Here is a 16,087-nt window from a genome sequence, read left to right as displayed (position 1 = left end):
CATGACTGACTTCCCCCTGTTCGCGTTGTCCGAGGAGCACCAGGCGATCCGTGAGGCCGTCCGTGCCGTCGCCGAGGCGAAGATCGCCCCGTTCGCCGCCGAGGTCGACGAGGACGCGCGCTACCCCGAGGAGGCGGCGAAGGCGCTGCTGGCCGCGGACTTCCACGCACCCCACGTCCCCGAGGAGTACGGCGGCGCCGGCGCCGACGCGCTCGCCACCGTGCTCGTGATCGAGGAGGTCGCCCGGGTCTGCGTGAGCTCCTCGCTGATCCCGGCCGTGAACAAGCTGGGCTCGCTGCCGGTGCAGATCTCCGGCTCGGAGGAGCTGAAGGCGAAGTACCTCGGCAAGCTGGCCGCCGGCGAGGGCGGGTTCTCCTACTGCCTCTCCGAGCCCGACGCCGGCTCGGACGCGATCGGCATGAAGTGCCGCGCGGTCCGCGACGGCGACCACTGGGTGCTCAACGGTGTGAAGCGCTGGATCACGAACGCGGGCGAGTCGGAGTACTACACCGTGATGGCCGTGACCGACCCCGAGGCGCGCTCCAAGGGGATCTCGGCGTTCGTGGTGGAGAAGTCCGACGAGGGCGTCTCCTTCGGCGCCAAGGAGAACAAGCTCGGCATCAAGGGCTCGCCCACCCGCGAGGTCTACCTCGACAACGTGCGGATCCCGGCCGACCGGATGATCGGGGCCGAGGGCACCGGCTTCTCGACCGCGATGAAGACCCTCGACCACACCCGCGTCACCATCGCCGCCCAGGCGGTCGGCGTGGCCCAGGGCGCGCTCGACTACGCGCTGGAGTACGCCAAGGAGCGCCAGCAGTTCGGCAAGGCGATCGCGGAGTTCCAGGGCCTGCAGTTCATGCTCGCCGACATGGGGATGAAGGTGGAGGCCGCGCGGCAGATCACCTACGCCGCCGCCGGTCGCTCCGAGCGTGGCGACAAGGACCTGACCTTCTTCGGTGCGGCAGCCAAGTGCTTCGCCTCCGACGTGGCGATGGAGGTCACCACCAACGCGGTCCAGGTGCTCGGCGGCTACGGCTACACCCGCGACTACCCGGTGGAGCGGATGATGCGCGACGCCAAGATCACCCAGATCTACGAGGGCACCAACCAGGTGCAGCGGATCGTGATGGCACGGCAGCTGCTGGCCGGGATTCAGTCCGAGCTCTGACACGGGGCCGTGCGGGGCCTGCCTATGCTGCACAGATGGAGTCCATCCATGGCTGACCTCGCCGAGCTCGACCGGTTCCTCGCCGGTGCGCAGGTGCACCCGGACGTCTTCGCGCTGCGGCCCGACTACCGGGCGATGCTGCTCGCCGTCGACGGGCTGGTCCCCGGGCCGAGCGACGGGGCCGGCATCGCGGCGCTCGAGGCCGCGGAGCGGGCAGCCGTGGCGGCGCTCGAGGCTCACCCCGTCGACCAGCTCCCGCACGTGGCCGCGTGGCGGGAGGCCTACCGGGCGTTCGGGGCCAAGCCGCAACGGACTCGCAACAGCCTCGAGGCGCTGCTGCGCCGAGCGGGCGACGGCTTGCCACGGGTGAACGGGCTCACCGACCTCTACAACGCCGTCTCGGTGCTCCACCAGCTGCCCATCGGCGGTGAGGACCTCACCCGGTACGCCGGTCCGCCCCGGCTCGTGCGTGCCAGCGGCAGCGAGCCGTTCGACACCGTGGCGGGGGGAGCCGAGGTGGTCGAGCACCCCGAGGTCGGTGAGGTCGTGTGGCGCGACGACGCGGGGGTGACCTGCCGGCGCTGGAACTGGCGACAGGCCCGCCGTACCCAGCTGCGTGACGAGACGACCACCGCGCTGTTCATCCTCGACGCGCTCGACCCGATGACCGACGACGAGCTCGAGGCCGCCACCGAGGACCTCGTCGGGCACCTGACCGGGCTGGGTCCCGAGGTGCTGGTCGCCCGTCGCCTGCTCTCACCCGGCTGACGCCGGGGTGAGCCGAGCCCCTCAGGGGTTCTCCGCGGACTCCTCGACGGTCAGCTCGGCCGTGGGGACGGCCTCGAGGCGCTCGTCGGGGATCGGCTCCCCGCTTCGCACCGAGAGGCCGTAGGTGCCGTCGGCGAGGCGCTGCTCGGCGCGCTCGATGGCGGCGAGGCGGGTCCGCAGGGACGCCTCGACCGCGTCGTCGACGCCCTCGGACTCCAGCGGCTGCGCCGAGTCCCCGGTGTCTCCCGGCTCCTGCTCGCTCTCCCGGTCCTGGGTGCCGGACCTGGTGATCTCGGCGAGCATGGCCTCCACCTCGGCCCGCTCGGTCTCGAGCAGGGTGCGTGCGCGGGCTACGTCCATGTTCGGGGTTCCTGTCCTAGGTGGGGCTACGGCCTTTCATTCCTACGCCGGGCGGGGGGCGATGTCGAGTTCGCCCCCCGGACAGCCGCTCGTGGGTCCTCCCGGTGACCCGGCTGCCGAGGCGGGTGGCGCACCGGACCTGCGCGTCACGACGTACGTGAAGCTCGAGAAGTCTGTTTACGACGTAAGGCTGCGGGTACCGCCAGAGGAATGCGAGACCCGCAGCCTACGAGAGGATCAGAAATAATGGATGAGAACCAGGCCCAGGACCTGATCGGAAGGACCGCCTACTCGAACGAGGGGGAGAAGATCGGCAAGGTGGGACAGGTGTTCCTCGACGACCAGACCGGTCGCCCGGAGTTCCTCACTGTCAACACCGGTCTGTTCGGCAACAAGGAGTCGTTCGTGCCGGTAGAGGGAGCCTCGGTCGATGGCGAGAACGTCACCGTCCCGCACGCCAAGAGCAAGGTGAAGGACGCGCCGCAGGTCGATCTCGACGATGGCCACCTCGACGAGGCGGACGAGCGCCGGCTCTACGACTACTACGGCCGCAGCTACGGTGACGCCGGCCAGACCCAGGCGGCTCAGGGCCAGGCAGCCCAGACCGGGACGGGACAGGCCCAGACGGGACAGGCCCAGACGGGACAGGCCCAGACGGGACAGGCCCAGACGGGACAGGCCCAGACGGGCCGGGCCGACCGTGGCGTGGCAGGGGCGGGCCACGACACCTCGGGCCCGACCACCGACGACGCGATGACCAGGTCGGAGGAGCACCTCAAGGTCGACAAGACGAAGCAGGATGTCGGCCGCGCCCGGCTGCGCAAGTACGTCACGACCGAGACCGAGACGGTCTCCGTGCCGGTCCGCAAGGAGCGCGCCGTCCTCGAGACCGAGCCGGTCGATGCCTCGAACGTCGGCGACGCCACGGACGGGCCTGCGATCTCCGAGGAGGAGCACGAGGTCATCCTCAGCGAGGAGCGAGTCAACGTCGAGACGGTCGCAGAGCCGGTCGAGCGGGTGCGTCTGGGCAAGGAGACCGTCACCGACGAGGAGACGGTCAGCGAGGAAGTCCGCAAGGAGAACATCGAGGTCGAGGGAGACGTCGACCGCCGCTGAGACACGGCACGTGGTGCCGCGGGTCTCGGCCTGCGGCACCCGGCCTGCTCGCTCCGGCAGCGGACCTCACCGCCACCCGGACTCCTCATGAAAGGAATCTCGTCATGTCCCAAGACTCAGGCACAGGACGTCGCGACACCGGAGCCTCCGCTCTCGGAGCCGAGACCGGAGGCGTCGAAGGGTCCCGGCCGGACCACCGGGATCGCCGGGACCAGGAGCACCATGCCCGGGAGAAATTCGGTGGCCTCAACATCGGCGCCGCGTTCTTCGGCTGGATCGTCGCCATCGGGATGGCGATCCTGCTGACGAGCATCGTCGGTGCGGTCGGCGCCGCCGTCGGCTACAACGGCAACCTCACGCAGTCCGACGCCCAACGGCAGGCCGGGACGATCGGGATCACGGCCGCCGTGGTGCTGGGGGTGGTCCTGATGGTTGCCTACTACGCAGGCGGTTATGTCGCAGGTCGCATGTCGCGCTTCGACGGTGGCCGTCAGGGCGTGGCGGTATGGCTGATCGGGCTCCTGGTGATGATCGCCGCGATCGTCGTCGGGGCGGTCTTCGGTTCGAAGTACAACATCTTCGACCGGGTCAGCCTGCCCCGGATCCCGGTCACCCTGGACGCACTCAGCTGGGGTGCGGCCATCACGGGCATCGCCGTGCTGCTCCTGACCCTGCTGGCAGCCGTGCTGGGTGGCAAGCTCGGTCACCGGTACCACGACCGCGTCGACCGCGCGGCGGGCCGCTGACGCGACGGATCGGGCTCAGCACTCCATCCGGATGAGCTCGATCCGGTTCAGCAGGTCCTCGAGAGACTCCTCGAACTCCTCGGCGGCGTGGTCCTCGGTCAGGGCGGCACGCAGCTCCCGCACGGTGGGATGGCGAGGAGCGCTCTCGTCGACGTTCTCCTCCTCGACCACGTCGAGGGGGCCGAGGTCGGCGCCGAGCATGGCCACCTCGAGCAGCAGGTGTCCGAGCAGGAAGCTGCTGAAGCTACGGTAGGAACGCACGGCGGCGTCGTGGCTGAAGCCCTCGTCGATCAGTCCGCGCAGAAATGCCTCGACCCAGTGCAAGCTGCGCAGCGGCGGCCGCAGCCACGGTGCCTCGGCGGGGCGGGAGGCCACGAGGGGGAAGGCCTTGGGGTGGGACAGCGCCATCCGGCGTACGCCATGGGCGAGTCGCTGGAGGAAGTCCTGCCAGCCGGCGCTCGGCCGGTCGATCACGTCCGCGTCGTCGGCCAGCGAGTCCGTCATGGCGTCGGCGATGGCGTCGAGCAGGGCCTCGCGGCCGGACAAGTAGCGGTACAGCGACATCGCCTCCACGCCGAGGACGCTGCCCAAGCGGCGCATCGAGAGACCGACCACCCCGAACTCGTCGATGTAGGCCAGGGCGGCAGAGACGATCCGCTCCTGGGACAGGGCGACCCGGGCCGAGGGGAGCTCGTCCCCCTCGATGACCGCCCTGTCGACGTCGAGGCCCACGGCGGCGGACTCGTTCTGCTCGCTCAGCTCACCGTCCTCGGACAGCTTGCCGGCATCGTGGGCTCCCGCCTCGTCGGCGTCGGACTCCCGTGCCATCACATCTCCTGGGTGCCTCGTTGCGTTGAACCCAAGGTAGAGCCGTCGCGGCGGATCCGACAGCCCGGGATGTTGGTGGGGTGGCGTCCGACGCGGTCAGGGACGCCCCGCCACCAGCACCGCCCGCAGGGTTCTCACGGTGTCCAGGGAGAGACCGAGACCGTGAACGAAGTAGCCCTCGATGTCGCCGTACGACGCCCGCACCTGGTCCAGCGCCGACTCCAGGTAGCTCTCCTGCACGCCCACGACCGGACGCAGCAGCTCGGGGTCACCGCCGGCCTCGCGGAACTGGTCCAGCCAGGGCTGGGTCATCGGCAGCAGGTCGGTGTTGGTCTGGAGGTACTCCGTCATCACGTCCTCCTCGCTCACTCCCAGCAGCAGGAGCAGCGCGGCGCTCGCCCAGCCGGTGCGGTCCTTGCCGCTGGCGCAGTGGAAGAGCACGGCCCGCCCGTCGGCGGTCGCCACCGCCGTGAACAGCCGGGCATAGGCCGTGCGCGCCGAGGGCAGGCTCACGAAGCCGCGGTAGGCGTCCTCGAAGTGGCGCTCCGCCCGGCCGTTCCCGAGGTGCTCGCCGGCCAGTTCCGGTCGGGTGAGCATCTCCCGCAGCTCGGCCGGTGGCGAGGTGTCGCGGTCGGCGAGCACGTCGAGCTGCTCCACCGGCAGGCCCTCGGGAAGGACATCGGGCCGGGCGTCGATCTCGCGGGTGGTGCGCAGGTCGTAGACGGCGCCGATGCCCAGCTCGGCGAGGGCCGCGAGGTCGGGTTCGGTCAGCCCGGTGAGCTCGGCGGAGCGGTAGACCAGTCCCGTGCGGGTGCGGGCGCCGTCCCCGGTGGGCCAGCCGCCGAGGTCGCGCAGGTTGGGCGCGGTGGGGATCGTGATGCGTGGTCGGGGGTCGGTCATCGGCGCCACGGGTCCTCTCGCTGCCACAGGGTCGGGAAGCTGATCTCGACCCCCTGGGCGCGGCCGAGCTCGTCGAGCACCCGCATCGTCGCGTGCAGGTCGTCGCCGGCGTACGGCAGGGCCCGCAGGTCGCGGTCGAGCGGGCGGAAGAAGTCGTCCCAGTGGGTCAGCACGACCCTGCTCGCACCCACCGCCTCGACCGTCTCGGCCCAGTAGGTGCGGATGTAGTCCTCGCTCTGCACGCCGAGCTGACCCACGCCGAGGTAGGCCACCTGCGCCGCGTGACCGGTCAGTGCTCCCGTGACGTAGCCGGCGCTGCCCTGGAGCAGGGCAGTGCTCCCGCTGGTGTGCTCGACCAGGACCGACCAGGCCTCCCCGCACCGGTACGCCGACATCCTGGCCGGCGGGACGAGCGGCTCCTCGATCCGGCCCGGGCTGCGGTCGGGTGGACAGTGCCGTGACTCCACCAGGGTCAGCGTGAACGCCCCGTAGGTGACGGGCTCGCCCGGCGTCGCCACCCGGATCCGGTCGGCGGGGAGACCGTGGCCGCGACCGATGTTGGCCGCCGACTCACCGCCGAGCAGCACGGCGCCGGTGCGCTCGGCCACCACTGCGGCGTCGAGCGCGTGGTCGTAGTGGGTGTGCACCGGAAGAAGGGCGTCGAGCCGGCCGACCCCGGCACGCGACAGGGCGGAGTCGATCCGCTCGAGGTCGGGGGAGAGCCTCCCGAACGCCGTCCTGAGCAGGCTGGGGCGGGAGAAGAACCCGTCGGTCATCACCGCCGACTCGCCGTCGTCGAGCAGCAGGCTCGCGACGCCGAGGAAGGTGACCCCGAGCCCGCTCCGCGCCGGGGGCACGTCGAACCGGTCGGCGTAGGTCGCGAGATCGGGCCGACCGGGCTTGAGGCGCATGGTGCGCACGTTAGCGGGGGAGCCGCGTACGCGGGCGCCTCACCGGTCGGCGGCCACCAGCAGGTCGCGGGTGATGTCGGGGATGGCGGCGGCGCCGACGAGCCCCATCGTCAGGTCGAGCTCGGCGATGATGTTCTCCAGCACCTGCCGGACACCGTCGGCGCCGGCGAGCGCGAGGCCGTAGAGGTGCGGGCGGCCGACCAGGCAGGCGTCGGCGCCCAGCGCCAGGGCGAGGAACACGTCCGCGCCGGTACGGATGCCGCTGTCGAACAGGACCGTGGCCTCGGGACCGACCCGGTCGCGGATCGCGACGAGCGCGTCCAGCGACGCGATGCTGTGGTCGACCTGGCGGCCTCCGTGGTTGGACACGATCAGCCCGTCCACCCCGGCCTCGAGGGCGGTGGCCGCGTCGTCGGGGTGCAGGACGCCCTTGAGCAGGATCGGCAGCGTCGTACGGCTGCGCAGGGTGGCGAGGTGGTCCCAGGACAGCGCGGGGTTGGAGTAGATGTCCAGGAAGGTCTCCACCGACGCCCGCGGCTCCTTCGAGCGCAGGTTGTCCAGGAACCGGCCCGGGTGGTTGCGGGTGATCGAGAGCAGGCTGCGGATGGCGTCGGCGGTCACCTTCACCTTCTCCGCGGGCCGGGAGGCGGACGCGGCGATGCGCTCACGCACGATCTCCAGGAACCGCGGGTCGGAGGTGTACTGCGCGATGCCCTCGCCCTGCGCGAACGGCAGCGACCCGAGGTTGAGGTCCTTGGGACGCCAGCCGAGTGTCGTGGTGTCCACGGTGACCACGAGTGCCTTGGCCCCGGCGGCCTCGGCGCGCCGGATCATCGAGTCCACGAGGGGCTCGTCGATCGACCAGTAGAGCTGGTACCAGAACGGGGTGTCGCCCATCGCCTCCGCGGTCGCCTCCATCGGGCTGCACCCCTGGGAGGAGAAGACGTACGGCGTGCCGGCGGCCGCGGCCCCACGGGCGATGTGCACGTCGCTGTCGCGCCGGATCAGCGCTCCGGCCCCCACCGGCGCGACCATGATCGGTGCGCGCAGGGGAGTGCCCAGCACCGAGGTGCCCAGGTCGCGGGTGCTGGTGCCGTGCAGCATCCGTGGCACGATCCGCCACCGTGCGAACGCCGACCGGTTGTGCCGCATCGTGGCGCCCTCGCCGGCACCCCCGGCGACGTAGGCCCAGGCCTTGCGCGACATCGCCTGCCGGGCACGTTCCTCCAGCAGGGCCGCCTCCACCGGCACCGAGGGAGCCTGGCCGAGCACGCCGGCCCGGTAGACGATGCCCTGCCGCTCACGGCCGGGCCCGATCTCGGGTCTCGCCGCGTCCGCCGGCGCGGACTGGGTCGCAGCGGGGTGGGTGGTCGGCGAGCCTGCCTGTCGCTGGTCGGTCATGGTCCTAGAAGAACCGACGGGTCAGCGCGCGCTTCCAGCGGGGGTAGGGGGCGTTCAGCAGCGGTGCGTCGACCAGCCACGACGGCCGCTTCCACACGGCCCGGCGGTGGCTGAACGTCTCGAAGCCCGCCTGGCCGTGGTACGCGCCGTACCCGCTCCCGCCGACCCCGCCGAACGGCAGCGAGGAGATCAGCAGGTGGCTGAGCGCGTCGTTGACGCACATCGCGCCCGACGAGGTGTTCGCCAGCACCTGCTCGACGGTTTCGTCGGAGGAGGTGAACAGGTAGAGCGCGAGGGGCTTGTCGCCCGCGTTGATCGCGTCGGTCACCTCGCTGAGCTCCTCGAACCTGAGCACCGGCAGCACCGGGCCGAAGATCTCCTCGCTCATCACCCCGGCCTCGCGGGTGACGTCACGCAGCACGGTGGGGGCGATGTAGCGACCCTCCACGTCGACCTGTCCGCCGCAGACGACCTCGTAGCCGCCCTGGTCCAGCAGGTTCTTGACCCGCTGCGCGTGCCCCGGGTTGATGATCCGTCCGAAGTCCTTGCTGGCCCGCGGGTCCGACCCGTACCGCTTGGCGACCTCTCGCCCCATCGCCGCGAGGAACTCCTCCTCGACGTCCGCGTGCACGTAGACGTGGTCGGCGGCGACGCAGGTCTGCCCCGCGTTGAGGAACTTCGCGAAGGCGACCCGGCTGGCCGCGAGCTTGATGTTGGCGTCGGCGGTGACGATCACCGGGGACTTCCCACCGAGCTCCAGCGTGACCGGCGTGAGGTGCTTGGCGGCGGCGGTGGCCACGATGCGGCCGACGGCCCCGTTGCCGGTGTAGAAGATGTGGTCCCAGCGCTGGTCGAGCAGCAGCGTGGTCTCCGGGATGCCGCCCTCGACCACGGCCACCGCGCTCTGGTCGAGGTATCGAGGCAGGAACCTCGCCATCGCGGCCGAGGTCGCCGGAGCGACCTCCGAGGGCTTGCAGACCACGGCGTTGCCGGCCGCGAGCGCCGCCGCCAACGGCGAGACCAGCAGCTGCACGGGGTAGTTCCACGGCGCGATGATCAGCACCACGCCCAGCGGCTCGCGCACGATCGAGGCCTTGCCGGGCTGCAGCAGTGCCGGCGCACGCCGCCGCTCCGGCTCGACCCAGCGGCCGAGGTGCCGCTGCAGGTCCTCGATCTCGCGCCCGGTGGCGCGCAGGTCCGCCGCCCAGGCCTCGAACGGCGCCCGGCCGAGGTCCTTGCGCAGCGCCTCGACGAGCTCCTCCTCACACTCCACCAGCATCCGGCCGAGCGCGGCGAGCTGCTGGTGACGCCACTCCAGGGACTTGGTGCGCCCCGTCGCGTACGTCGCCCGCAGCCGCGCGAGCAGCTGGTCGGCCTCCACGGGGGAGAACCGGGGCTCCTCCGACGAGGTGGCGGGGGTGCTCAGGGAGGGGTTGGCGACCTGACTCATCAAGGGGCTCCAGGGGTCGGGGGTGGTGCTTCGGTGGCTGCTTCTGGCACGGGCGTCCGGGGACTGCGCGGGTCCAGGGGTGCCAAGGCTGTCGGAGCGAGTGCAGCCGCGCAAGGGCGGGGTGGAGGAGCGGCACGCGTGGCGTTGGCCGCGGCACTCGACACGAATGAGGGCCGGTGCTGCCAAAAAGGCCATAACGGACTGAAATCCCCGTAACGTTCCTCTCGCCCGCCATTCGAGACGCCAACAGGGGTCACACATGTTCCACGCCCGCCCTGCACGCTCCGTGCCGGCGCGCGCCCTCGTGGCCCTGCTGCTCGTGCTGACGGCGACGGCCTGTGGGGGTGACGCGGACCCGCCGCTGCCACGGCCCGCAGCCAACGCGTCGGTGGACGCGGAGGCCGCCGCCGCGGAGGACCTCGGCGTCGAGGTGATCGGCCTTCCCGAGGACGTCGAGCTCGAGGTCGTCGAGACGGCGGAAGGGGCCGAGAACGGCGTCGACCTCGACTTCGTCTCGCCGGTGTTCACCCTGGCTCCCGCAGAGCAGCTCGTCGAGCCGGTCACGGTGATCATCGAGCTCGACAACGCGCTGCCCGACAACGTCCCGACCCTGGTCGCGACGCGGACCGCTGCGGACCAGCCCTGGACGTTCAAGCCCGGCCAGCTCACCAGCGACCTGCGCCACGTGGAGTACACGACCAACCGCCTCGACCAGGTCGGGGTGCTGACCCTGAACCTCGACGCCGCGCTGGCGAGCTTCCAGGCGGACGTGCGCAAGGGGATGGCCAGCGGGATCAGCCGGAAGACGCGTCAGCCCGACTGCGAGGCCAAGCCCGAGGCCCGCGAGAGCGGCTACTCGATCGCCTCCACCAGGAGCCAGACGCTGCTGTGGTGCTTCGGCCTCGAGGACGGCAAGCGCGTCGTCAAGGTCACCAACCGCAGGCTCAGCCCGGTGCAGCTCGCCCACCCCGAGGTCCCGGCACTCGACGAGCCGGCGGCCTCGCGCGCGTTCGCGCCGTGGCTGCCGATCCTCGGGACCGAGAGCACCTTCCTGCCGCCGGGCGGTACGGCGACCTACGACGCCGACCTCGAGCCGCTGACCTCGCTGTCGCTCTCGGCCAGCGCAGCCCCGGCGACCCAGTCGCTGCGGCTGCTCCAGGCGACCGTCCGGGCGACCGCCCTCAGGCTGGCCGCCTTCGACACCGGCCCGACGAACGTCGTGGCCACGGTCAAGGCCCTGCTGGCGATGCCGCAGTGCAGGAGGAGCCTGGGCAAGGGCAGCGACGCACTCCTGGCCGGCTGCTTCTCCCAGGGCAAGCTGGTGCGGGCGTTCGGTCCCCGTGCCGTGCTCCTGTCCCAGATCTTCGCCGCCCCGACGACTGCGGCGTTCCTGCGGGAGCAGGCACAGGCGATGACCGTCGCGCAGCCGGCCGAGCAGCAGCTGCTGGTGGTCAAGCGCGCGGCGCCTGACTTCAGCACCCTCGCTGGGTTCTGGTCGGGCAAGACCCGCCTGCTCGTGATCAGCAACGAGGGGATGGTCACCGAGACCCTGAACAGCGGCGTCGATCTCGTCATCAAGATGACCTACCAGCTCGAGGACCCGGTCGTCACGGGTGCCACCACGACCGCGAAGTCCACGGTCACGGCCGTCAAGGTCGGCCAGCGCAAGCTGCTCAAGGGACGGGTGCCGCGGGTCGGCAGCAAGGGCACGATCCGCCTCGACAAGGGGATCATCCGGCCGCCGTACCTCAAGACCACCTACTGCGAGCCGAAGAAGGCCAAGCGCGGGGTCTGCGGGAAGTAGCCCTCGATTGGCGGGGCCGTGACCCTCTCTGGTCTGCTGGACCCGTGACCCCGGTTCTCTCTGCCCGCAACGCCGTCGGGCTGGTGTTCTTCCTCAACGGACTGATCTTCGCGACCTGGGTCTCGCGGATCCCGGAGGCGCGTGAGTCCCTGGGCCTCGACAACGGCCAGCTCGGGCTGCTGCTGCTGGCGATCGCGGGTGGCTCGCTGTGCACGATGCCCACCACTGGGGCCGCCGTCGAGCGCCTCGGCACGGTCGCGGTCTCCCGCATCGGTGGCGCGTGCAGCGTGCTCGGGCTGCTCGTCGTGTCCTTCGCCCTGGCCGGCGACCAGGTGTGGGCGGCCGCGGCGGGGCTGTTCGTCTACGGCGTCGGCACCGGTGTCTGGGACGTGTCCATGAACGTCGAGGGTGCCGCGGTGGAGCGTCGCCTGGGTCGCAACATCATGCCGCGCTTCCACGCCGGGTTCAGCCTCGGCACGGTGGTCGGCTCGGGGGTGGGCGCAGCAGCCGTCGCACTGGACGTGCCGACCCTGGTGCACCTGCCCGTGCTCGCGGTCGTCTCGTTCGTGCTGCTGGCCGTGTCCACCCGCAACTACCTCCCCGACGAGCCGGTGGCCGAGCACCACGAGAAGTCGCCCTCGGCCTGGCAGGCCTGGCGTGAGCCCCGGACGCTGCTCATCGGCCTGATGGTGATGGCGCTGGCACTGACCGAGGGCACGGCCAACGACTGGCTGGCCCTGGCCCTGGTCGACGGGTACGACGTGGAGCACTGGGTCGGGGTGGCGGGGTTCGCGGTCTTCGTGAGCGCGATGACCGCCGGACGCCTCTTCGGCACGGTGCTGCTCGACCGGTTCGGCCGGGTCCCGGTGCTGTGGGGAACGATGGTCGGCGCGGCCGGGGGAGTGCTGCTGATCGTGCTGGGCCAGCACCCCGTCCTGGTCGTCGCCGGGATCGTGCTGTGGGGCCTGGGCGCCTCGCTGGGCTTCCCCGTGGGGATGAGCGCGGCCGCCGACGACCCCCGCCGGGCGGCCGCCCGGGTGAGCGTGGTCTCCACCATCGGGTACGGCGCGTTCCTCGCCGGCCCGCCGCTGCTGGGCTTCGTGGCCGACCACGTCGGCACCCTGGACGCGCTGCTGGTGGTGGCGCTGGTGCTGATCCCCTCGGCGCTGGTGGTGCCGAGCGCACGCGAGTCCCGCACCGGTGAGACCGGTGACGCCCCGGGGACCGGCGGCGCCGGCCCCCGTGAGGCCAGCGCCGCCGAACCGAGCTCCTAGGCGCTCTTCTCGGTCGCCTTGCCGAGCCGGATCCAGGTGTCCACGACGGTGTCGGGGTTCAGCGACATGGACTCGATGCCCAGCTCGAGCAGCCACTCGGCCATGTCGGGGTAGTCGCTGGGGCCCTGTCCGCAGATCCCGACGTACTTCCCGGCCTCGCGGCACGCGGTGATCGCGCGCTCGAGCATGAACTTCACCGCGGGGTCGCGCTCGTCGAAGGACCCGGCGACCAGGGAGGAGTCGCGGTCCAGCCCGAGGGTCAGCTGGGTCATGTCGTTGGAGCCGATCGAGAACCCGTCGAAGTGCTCGAGGAAGTCCGCGGCCAGGATCGCGTTGGAGGGCACCTCGCACATCATGATCACCTGGAGGTCGTTCTCGCCCCGGACCAGACCGTGCTCGCCGAGCAGGTCGATCACGCCCTTGGCCTCCGCGAGGGTCCGCACGAACGGGATCATGATCTTGACGTTGGTCAGGCCCATCTCGTCGCGCACGAACTTCAGCGCCTCGGCCTCCATCGCGAAGCAGTCGACGAACTCCGCGGAGAGGTACCGCGAGGCTCCGCGGTAGCCGATCATCGGGTTCTCCTCGTCGGGCTCGTAGAGCTCGCCGCCGACGAGGTTGGCGTACTCGTTGGACTTGAAGTCACTCATCCGCACGATCACCGGCTCCGGCGCGAACGCGGCCGCGATCATCGAGACGCCCTCGGCGACCCGCTTGACGAAGAAGTCCCGGGGGCTCGAGTAGGCCGCGATGGCGTCGCTGATCTGGGTCTTGAGGGGCTCGTCGAGGCTGTCGTGCTCCAGCAGCGCCTTGGGGTGGATCCCGATCTGCCGGTTGATCACGAACTCGAGCCGGGCCAGGCCCACACCGGCGTTCGGCAGCTGGGCGAAGGTGAACGCCTGCTCCGGCGTACCGACGTTCATCATGATCTTGGTGCCGATCTCCGGCATCGCGGAGAGCTCGGTCTCCTCGACGGTGAAGTCGAGCTCGCCCTCGTAGACGAAGCCGGTGTCGCCCTCGGCGCAGGAGACGGTGACCGCGCGCCCGTCCTCCAGGCTCCTGGTGGCATCCCCGGTCCCGACCACGGCCGGGATCCCGAGCTCGCGAGCGATGATCGCCGCGTGGCAGGTCCGCCCGCCGCGGTTGGTCACGATGGCCGCGGCCCGCTTCATGATCGGCTCCCAGTCGGGGTCGGTCATGTCGGCGATCAGCACCTCGCCCTCGTTGAACTCGTGCATCTCCTCGATGGAGGTCATCACCCGGACCTTGCCGGCGCCGATCTTCTGGCCGATCGCGCGGCCCTCCACGACGACCTCGCCCTTCTCGTCCATCCGGAAGCGCGTGCGCACCCCGGCGCGCGACATCACGGTCTCCGGCCGGGCCTGGAGCACGTAGAGCTCGCCGTCGACGCCGTCCTTGCCCCACTCGATGTCCATCGGGCGCTGGTAGTGCTCCTCGATGGTGAGCGCGTGCCGGGCCAGGGTCTCGACCTCGTCGTCGGTGAGGCTGAGCAGCGGGCGCTCCGCCTCGTCGGTGTCGACGAACTCGGTGGTCTTCCCGACCGCCGCGTCCTCGGTGTAGACCATCTTGGTGGCCTTGCTCCCGACGCCGCGCTTGAGCACGGCGGGGCGCCCGGCGCGCAGCGCGGGCTTGTAGACGTAGAACTCGTCGGGGTTCACCGCGCCCTGCACCACGGCCTCGCCGAGGCCGTAGGAGGAGGTGATGAAGACCGCGTCGTCGAAGCCGGACTCGGTGTCCATCGTGAACATCACGCCGGAGGCGCCGATGTCGGAGCGGACCATCTGCTGCACCCCGGCGGAGAGGGCAACGGCGTCGTGGTCGAAGTCGTGGTGGACGCGGTAGGCGATCGCGCGGTCGTTGTAGAGGGAGGCGAACACCTCACGGATCGCCTGGAGCACGCCGTCGATCCCCTTGATGTTCAAGAAGGTCTCCTGCTGCCCGGCGAAGGAGGCGTCGGGGAGGTCCTCGGCGGTCGCGCTGGAGCGTACGGCGAACGACACCTCGTCACGCCCGGCGACGAGCTGCTCGTAGGCGGCGCGGATGTCGGCCTCGAGGTCCTCGGGGAACGGCTGGTTCGCCACCTCCTCGCGGATCTGCTTGCCGGTCTTCGCGAGCGCGCGCGTGTCGTCGGTGTCGAGGCCCTTGAGCTCCTCGGAGATCCGCTCGGCCAGCCCGGTGTCGCCGATGAAGCGGCGGAACGCCTCGGCCGTGGTCGCGAAGCCGTCGGGCACGCGGACGCCGAGGTCGGAGAGGTTGCTGACCATCTCGCCGAGGGAGGCGTTCTTGCCTCCGACCTCCTCGATGTCGCTCAGGCCGATCTCAGCGAACGGTCGGACGTTGACGGGCGAGTGCTGCTCCACGGTGGGCTCCTGGGTCGGGTCGGTCACTTCGACGTTCTCATTCTCATGGTCTTCAGGCGCTGCAGGATCATGGTGGCGAGCTCCTCGACCGACTTCGTGGACGAGTCGACCACCGGAAGGCCGTGCCGCTTGAACATGGCCTGAGTCTGCCGCAGCTCGAACGTGCACTGCTCGAGGGAGGCGTATTGGGAGTTCGGACGCCGTTCCTGGCGCACCGCCGAGAGGCGCTGCGGGGAGGTGATCAGGCCGAAGCACTTCTCCGGGATGTTGCGCACGGGCCGGGGCAGGTCGGAGGACTCGAGGTCCTCCTCGACGATCGGGTAGTTCGCCACGAACAGTCCGTGCTGGAGGGCGAGGTACATCGCGGTGGGCGTCTTGCCGCACCGGGAGGGCGCCACCAGGACCACGTCGGCCTTCTCGAGGCCGCGCACGCTCTGGCCGTCGTCGTGCTCGATCGTGTACTCGACCGCCTGCATCCGGCTGTTGTAGCGCTGCACGTCGCCGACGCCGTGCAGCCGGGCGGCCATCCGCACACCCTTGGTCCCGAGGATCGACTCGACCTTCTGCATGTGCAGGTCGAAGAAGTCGATCACCGGGCACCGGGTCTCCTGCAGTGCCTGGCGCACGTCGTCGCGGGCGGCGGTGGTGAACACCAGTGGCGTGCGTGCGCTCTCGTCGAGGACCGCGTCGATCCGGGCCACCACGGCCCGGGCCTCCTCGACCGAGGAGATGAACGGGATCACGGTCCGGTCGAAGCGCAGGTCGGGGAACTGGATCAGCAGCGCGTTGCCCATGGTCTCGGCGCTGATCCCGGTGCTGTCGGAGAGGAAGAACACCGGAACGACGTCACCTCCACCGTCCTCGACGGCGGCCTCGTTGACGGCCAGGCGGGGTACGTCGTTCATCTCGCTCCTTCGACACTGCGGAAGACGAGTCAAACGTCCCGGGCCGCGCGCCACAAGTCGGCGCGGACGAGA

14 protein-coding genes are annotated in these 16,087 nt (G+C 70.9%); 6 read left to right on the top strand and 8 right to left on the bottom strand.

Features of this window, described 5'->3' with window-relative positions:
• Nucleotide 1: 1 nt before the first annotated feature.
• A complete protein-coding gene (locus AC4BGC_RS11610; RefSeq protein ID WP_490555876.1) occupies nt 2–1,171 on the top strand; it encodes an acyl-CoA dehydrogenase family protein in 1,170 nt (389 codons plus the stop codon).
• Between the two features lie 48 nt (nt 1,172–1,219).
• The gene (locus AC4BGC_RS11605) at nt 1,220–1,939 is read left to right on the top strand and encodes a B3/B4 domain-containing protein (protein WP_490555874.1); all 720 of its coding nucleotides are present in this window, start codon (nt 1,220–1,222) and stop codon (nt 1,937–1,939) included.
• Between the two features lie 21 nt (nt 1,940–1,960).
• Here the strand turns inward: AC4BGC_RS11605 and AC4BGC_RS11600 are convergent, their stop codons facing one another.
• Nucleotides 1,961–2,299, bottom strand: coding sequence for a TraR/DksA family transcriptional regulator (locus tag AC4BGC_RS11600; RefSeq protein WP_490555873.1), 339 nt, complete (start codon nt 2,297–2,299; stop codon nt 1,961–1,963).
• Nucleotides 2,300–2,545: 246 nt separating this feature from the next.
• Between AC4BGC_RS11600 and AC4BGC_RS11595 the strand changes: the two genes are divergently transcribed.
• Both AC4BGC_RS11595 and AC4BGC_RS11590 read left to right on the top strand, forming a co-directional pair.
• Nucleotides 2,546–3,415, top strand: coding sequence for a DUF2382 domain-containing protein (locus AC4BGC_RS11595; protein WP_490555872.1), 870 nt, complete (start codon nt 2,546–2,548; stop codon nt 3,413–3,415).
• Between the two features lie 104 nt (nt 3,416–3,519).
• Entirely contained in the window at nt 3,520–4,161 is a 642-nt protein-coding gene (locus tag AC4BGC_RS11590; RefSeq protein WP_490548318.1) for a hypothetical protein, read from the top strand.
• Nucleotides 4,162–4,176: 15 nt separating this feature from the next.
• Here AC4BGC_RS11590 and AC4BGC_RS11585 read toward each other — a convergent pair whose 3' ends face one another.
• From AC4BGC_RS11585 to AC4BGC_RS11565, 5 genes are all read right to left on the bottom strand, one after another.
• The gene (locus AC4BGC_RS11585; protein WP_490555871.1) at nt 4,177–4,989 is read right to left on the bottom strand and encodes a TetR/AcrR family transcriptional regulator C-terminal domain-containing protein; all 813 of its coding nucleotides are present in this window, start codon (nt 4,987–4,989) and stop codon (nt 4,177–4,179) included.
• 96 nt (nt 4,990–5,085) lie between these two features.
• Nucleotides 5,086–5,889: a tyrosine-protein phosphatase gene (locus AC4BGC_RS11580; protein ID WP_490555870.1), complete on the bottom strand. Its 804-nt coding sequence runs from the start codon at nt 5,887–5,889 to the stop codon at nt 5,086–5,088.
• Nucleotides 5,886–6,800 carry an MBL fold metallo-hydrolase gene (locus AC4BGC_RS11575; RefSeq protein WP_490555869.1) on the bottom strand — a complete coding sequence of 305 codons (915 nt, stop codon included), beginning with the start codon at nt 6,798–6,800 and terminating at the stop codon, nt 5,886–5,888. The genes AC4BGC_RS11580 and AC4BGC_RS11575 overlap by 4 nt, the downstream gene beginning before the upstream one ends.
• Before the next feature lie 39 nt (nt 6,801–6,839).
• Complete coding sequence (locus AC4BGC_RS11570; RefSeq protein WP_490555868.1) at nt 6,840–8,201, bottom strand: alpha-hydroxy-acid oxidizing protein; 1,362 nt, start codon at nt 8,199–8,201, stop codon at nt 6,840–6,842.
• Between the two features lie 4 nt (nt 8,202–8,205).
• Nucleotides 8,206–9,651, bottom strand: coding sequence for an aldehyde dehydrogenase family protein (locus AC4BGC_RS11565; protein WP_490548324.1), 1,446 nt, complete (start codon nt 9,649–9,651; stop codon nt 8,206–8,208).
• A 259-nt stretch (nt 9,652–9,910) separates the two neighbouring features.
• Between AC4BGC_RS11565 and AC4BGC_RS11560 the strand changes: the two genes are divergently transcribed.
• Both AC4BGC_RS11560 and AC4BGC_RS11555 read left to right on the top strand, forming a co-directional pair.
• On the top strand, nt 9,911–11,455 hold the full coding sequence (locus AC4BGC_RS11560; RefSeq protein WP_490548325.1) for a hypothetical protein: 1,545 nt from the start codon (nt 9,911–9,913) through the stop codon (nt 11,453–11,455).
• 44 nt (nt 11,456–11,499) lie between these two features.
• The gene (locus AC4BGC_RS11555) at nt 11,500–12,729 is read left to right on the top strand and encodes an MFS transporter (RefSeq protein ID WP_490555867.1); all 1,230 of its coding nucleotides are present in this window, start codon (nt 11,500–11,502) and stop codon (nt 12,727–12,729) included.
• On the opposite strand, the gene ppsA is transcribed toward AC4BGC_RS11555, so the two are convergent.
• Both ppsA and AC4BGC_RS11545 read right to left on the bottom strand, forming a co-directional pair.
• Nucleotides 12,726–15,137: a phosphoenolpyruvate synthase gene (ppsA, locus tag AC4BGC_RS11550; RefSeq protein WP_490555865.1), complete on the bottom strand. Its 2,412-nt coding sequence runs from the start codon at nt 15,135–15,137 to the stop codon at nt 12,726–12,728. The genes AC4BGC_RS11555 and ppsA overlap by 4 nt on opposite strands.
• On the bottom strand, nt 15,134–16,015 hold the full coding sequence (locus tag AC4BGC_RS11545; protein WP_490548329.1) for a pyruvate, water dikinase regulatory protein: 882 nt from the start codon (nt 16,013–16,015) through the stop codon (nt 15,134–15,136). The genes ppsA and AC4BGC_RS11545 overlap by 4 nt, the downstream gene beginning before the upstream one ends.
• Nucleotides 16,016–16,087 lie beyond the last annotated feature (72 nt).

The organism is Nocardioides sp. Z38_18, assembly GCF_058215695.1.
The sequence above is the reverse complement of the archived record's forward strand: the minus strand, read 5'-3'. Positions and strand labels throughout refer to the sequence as shown.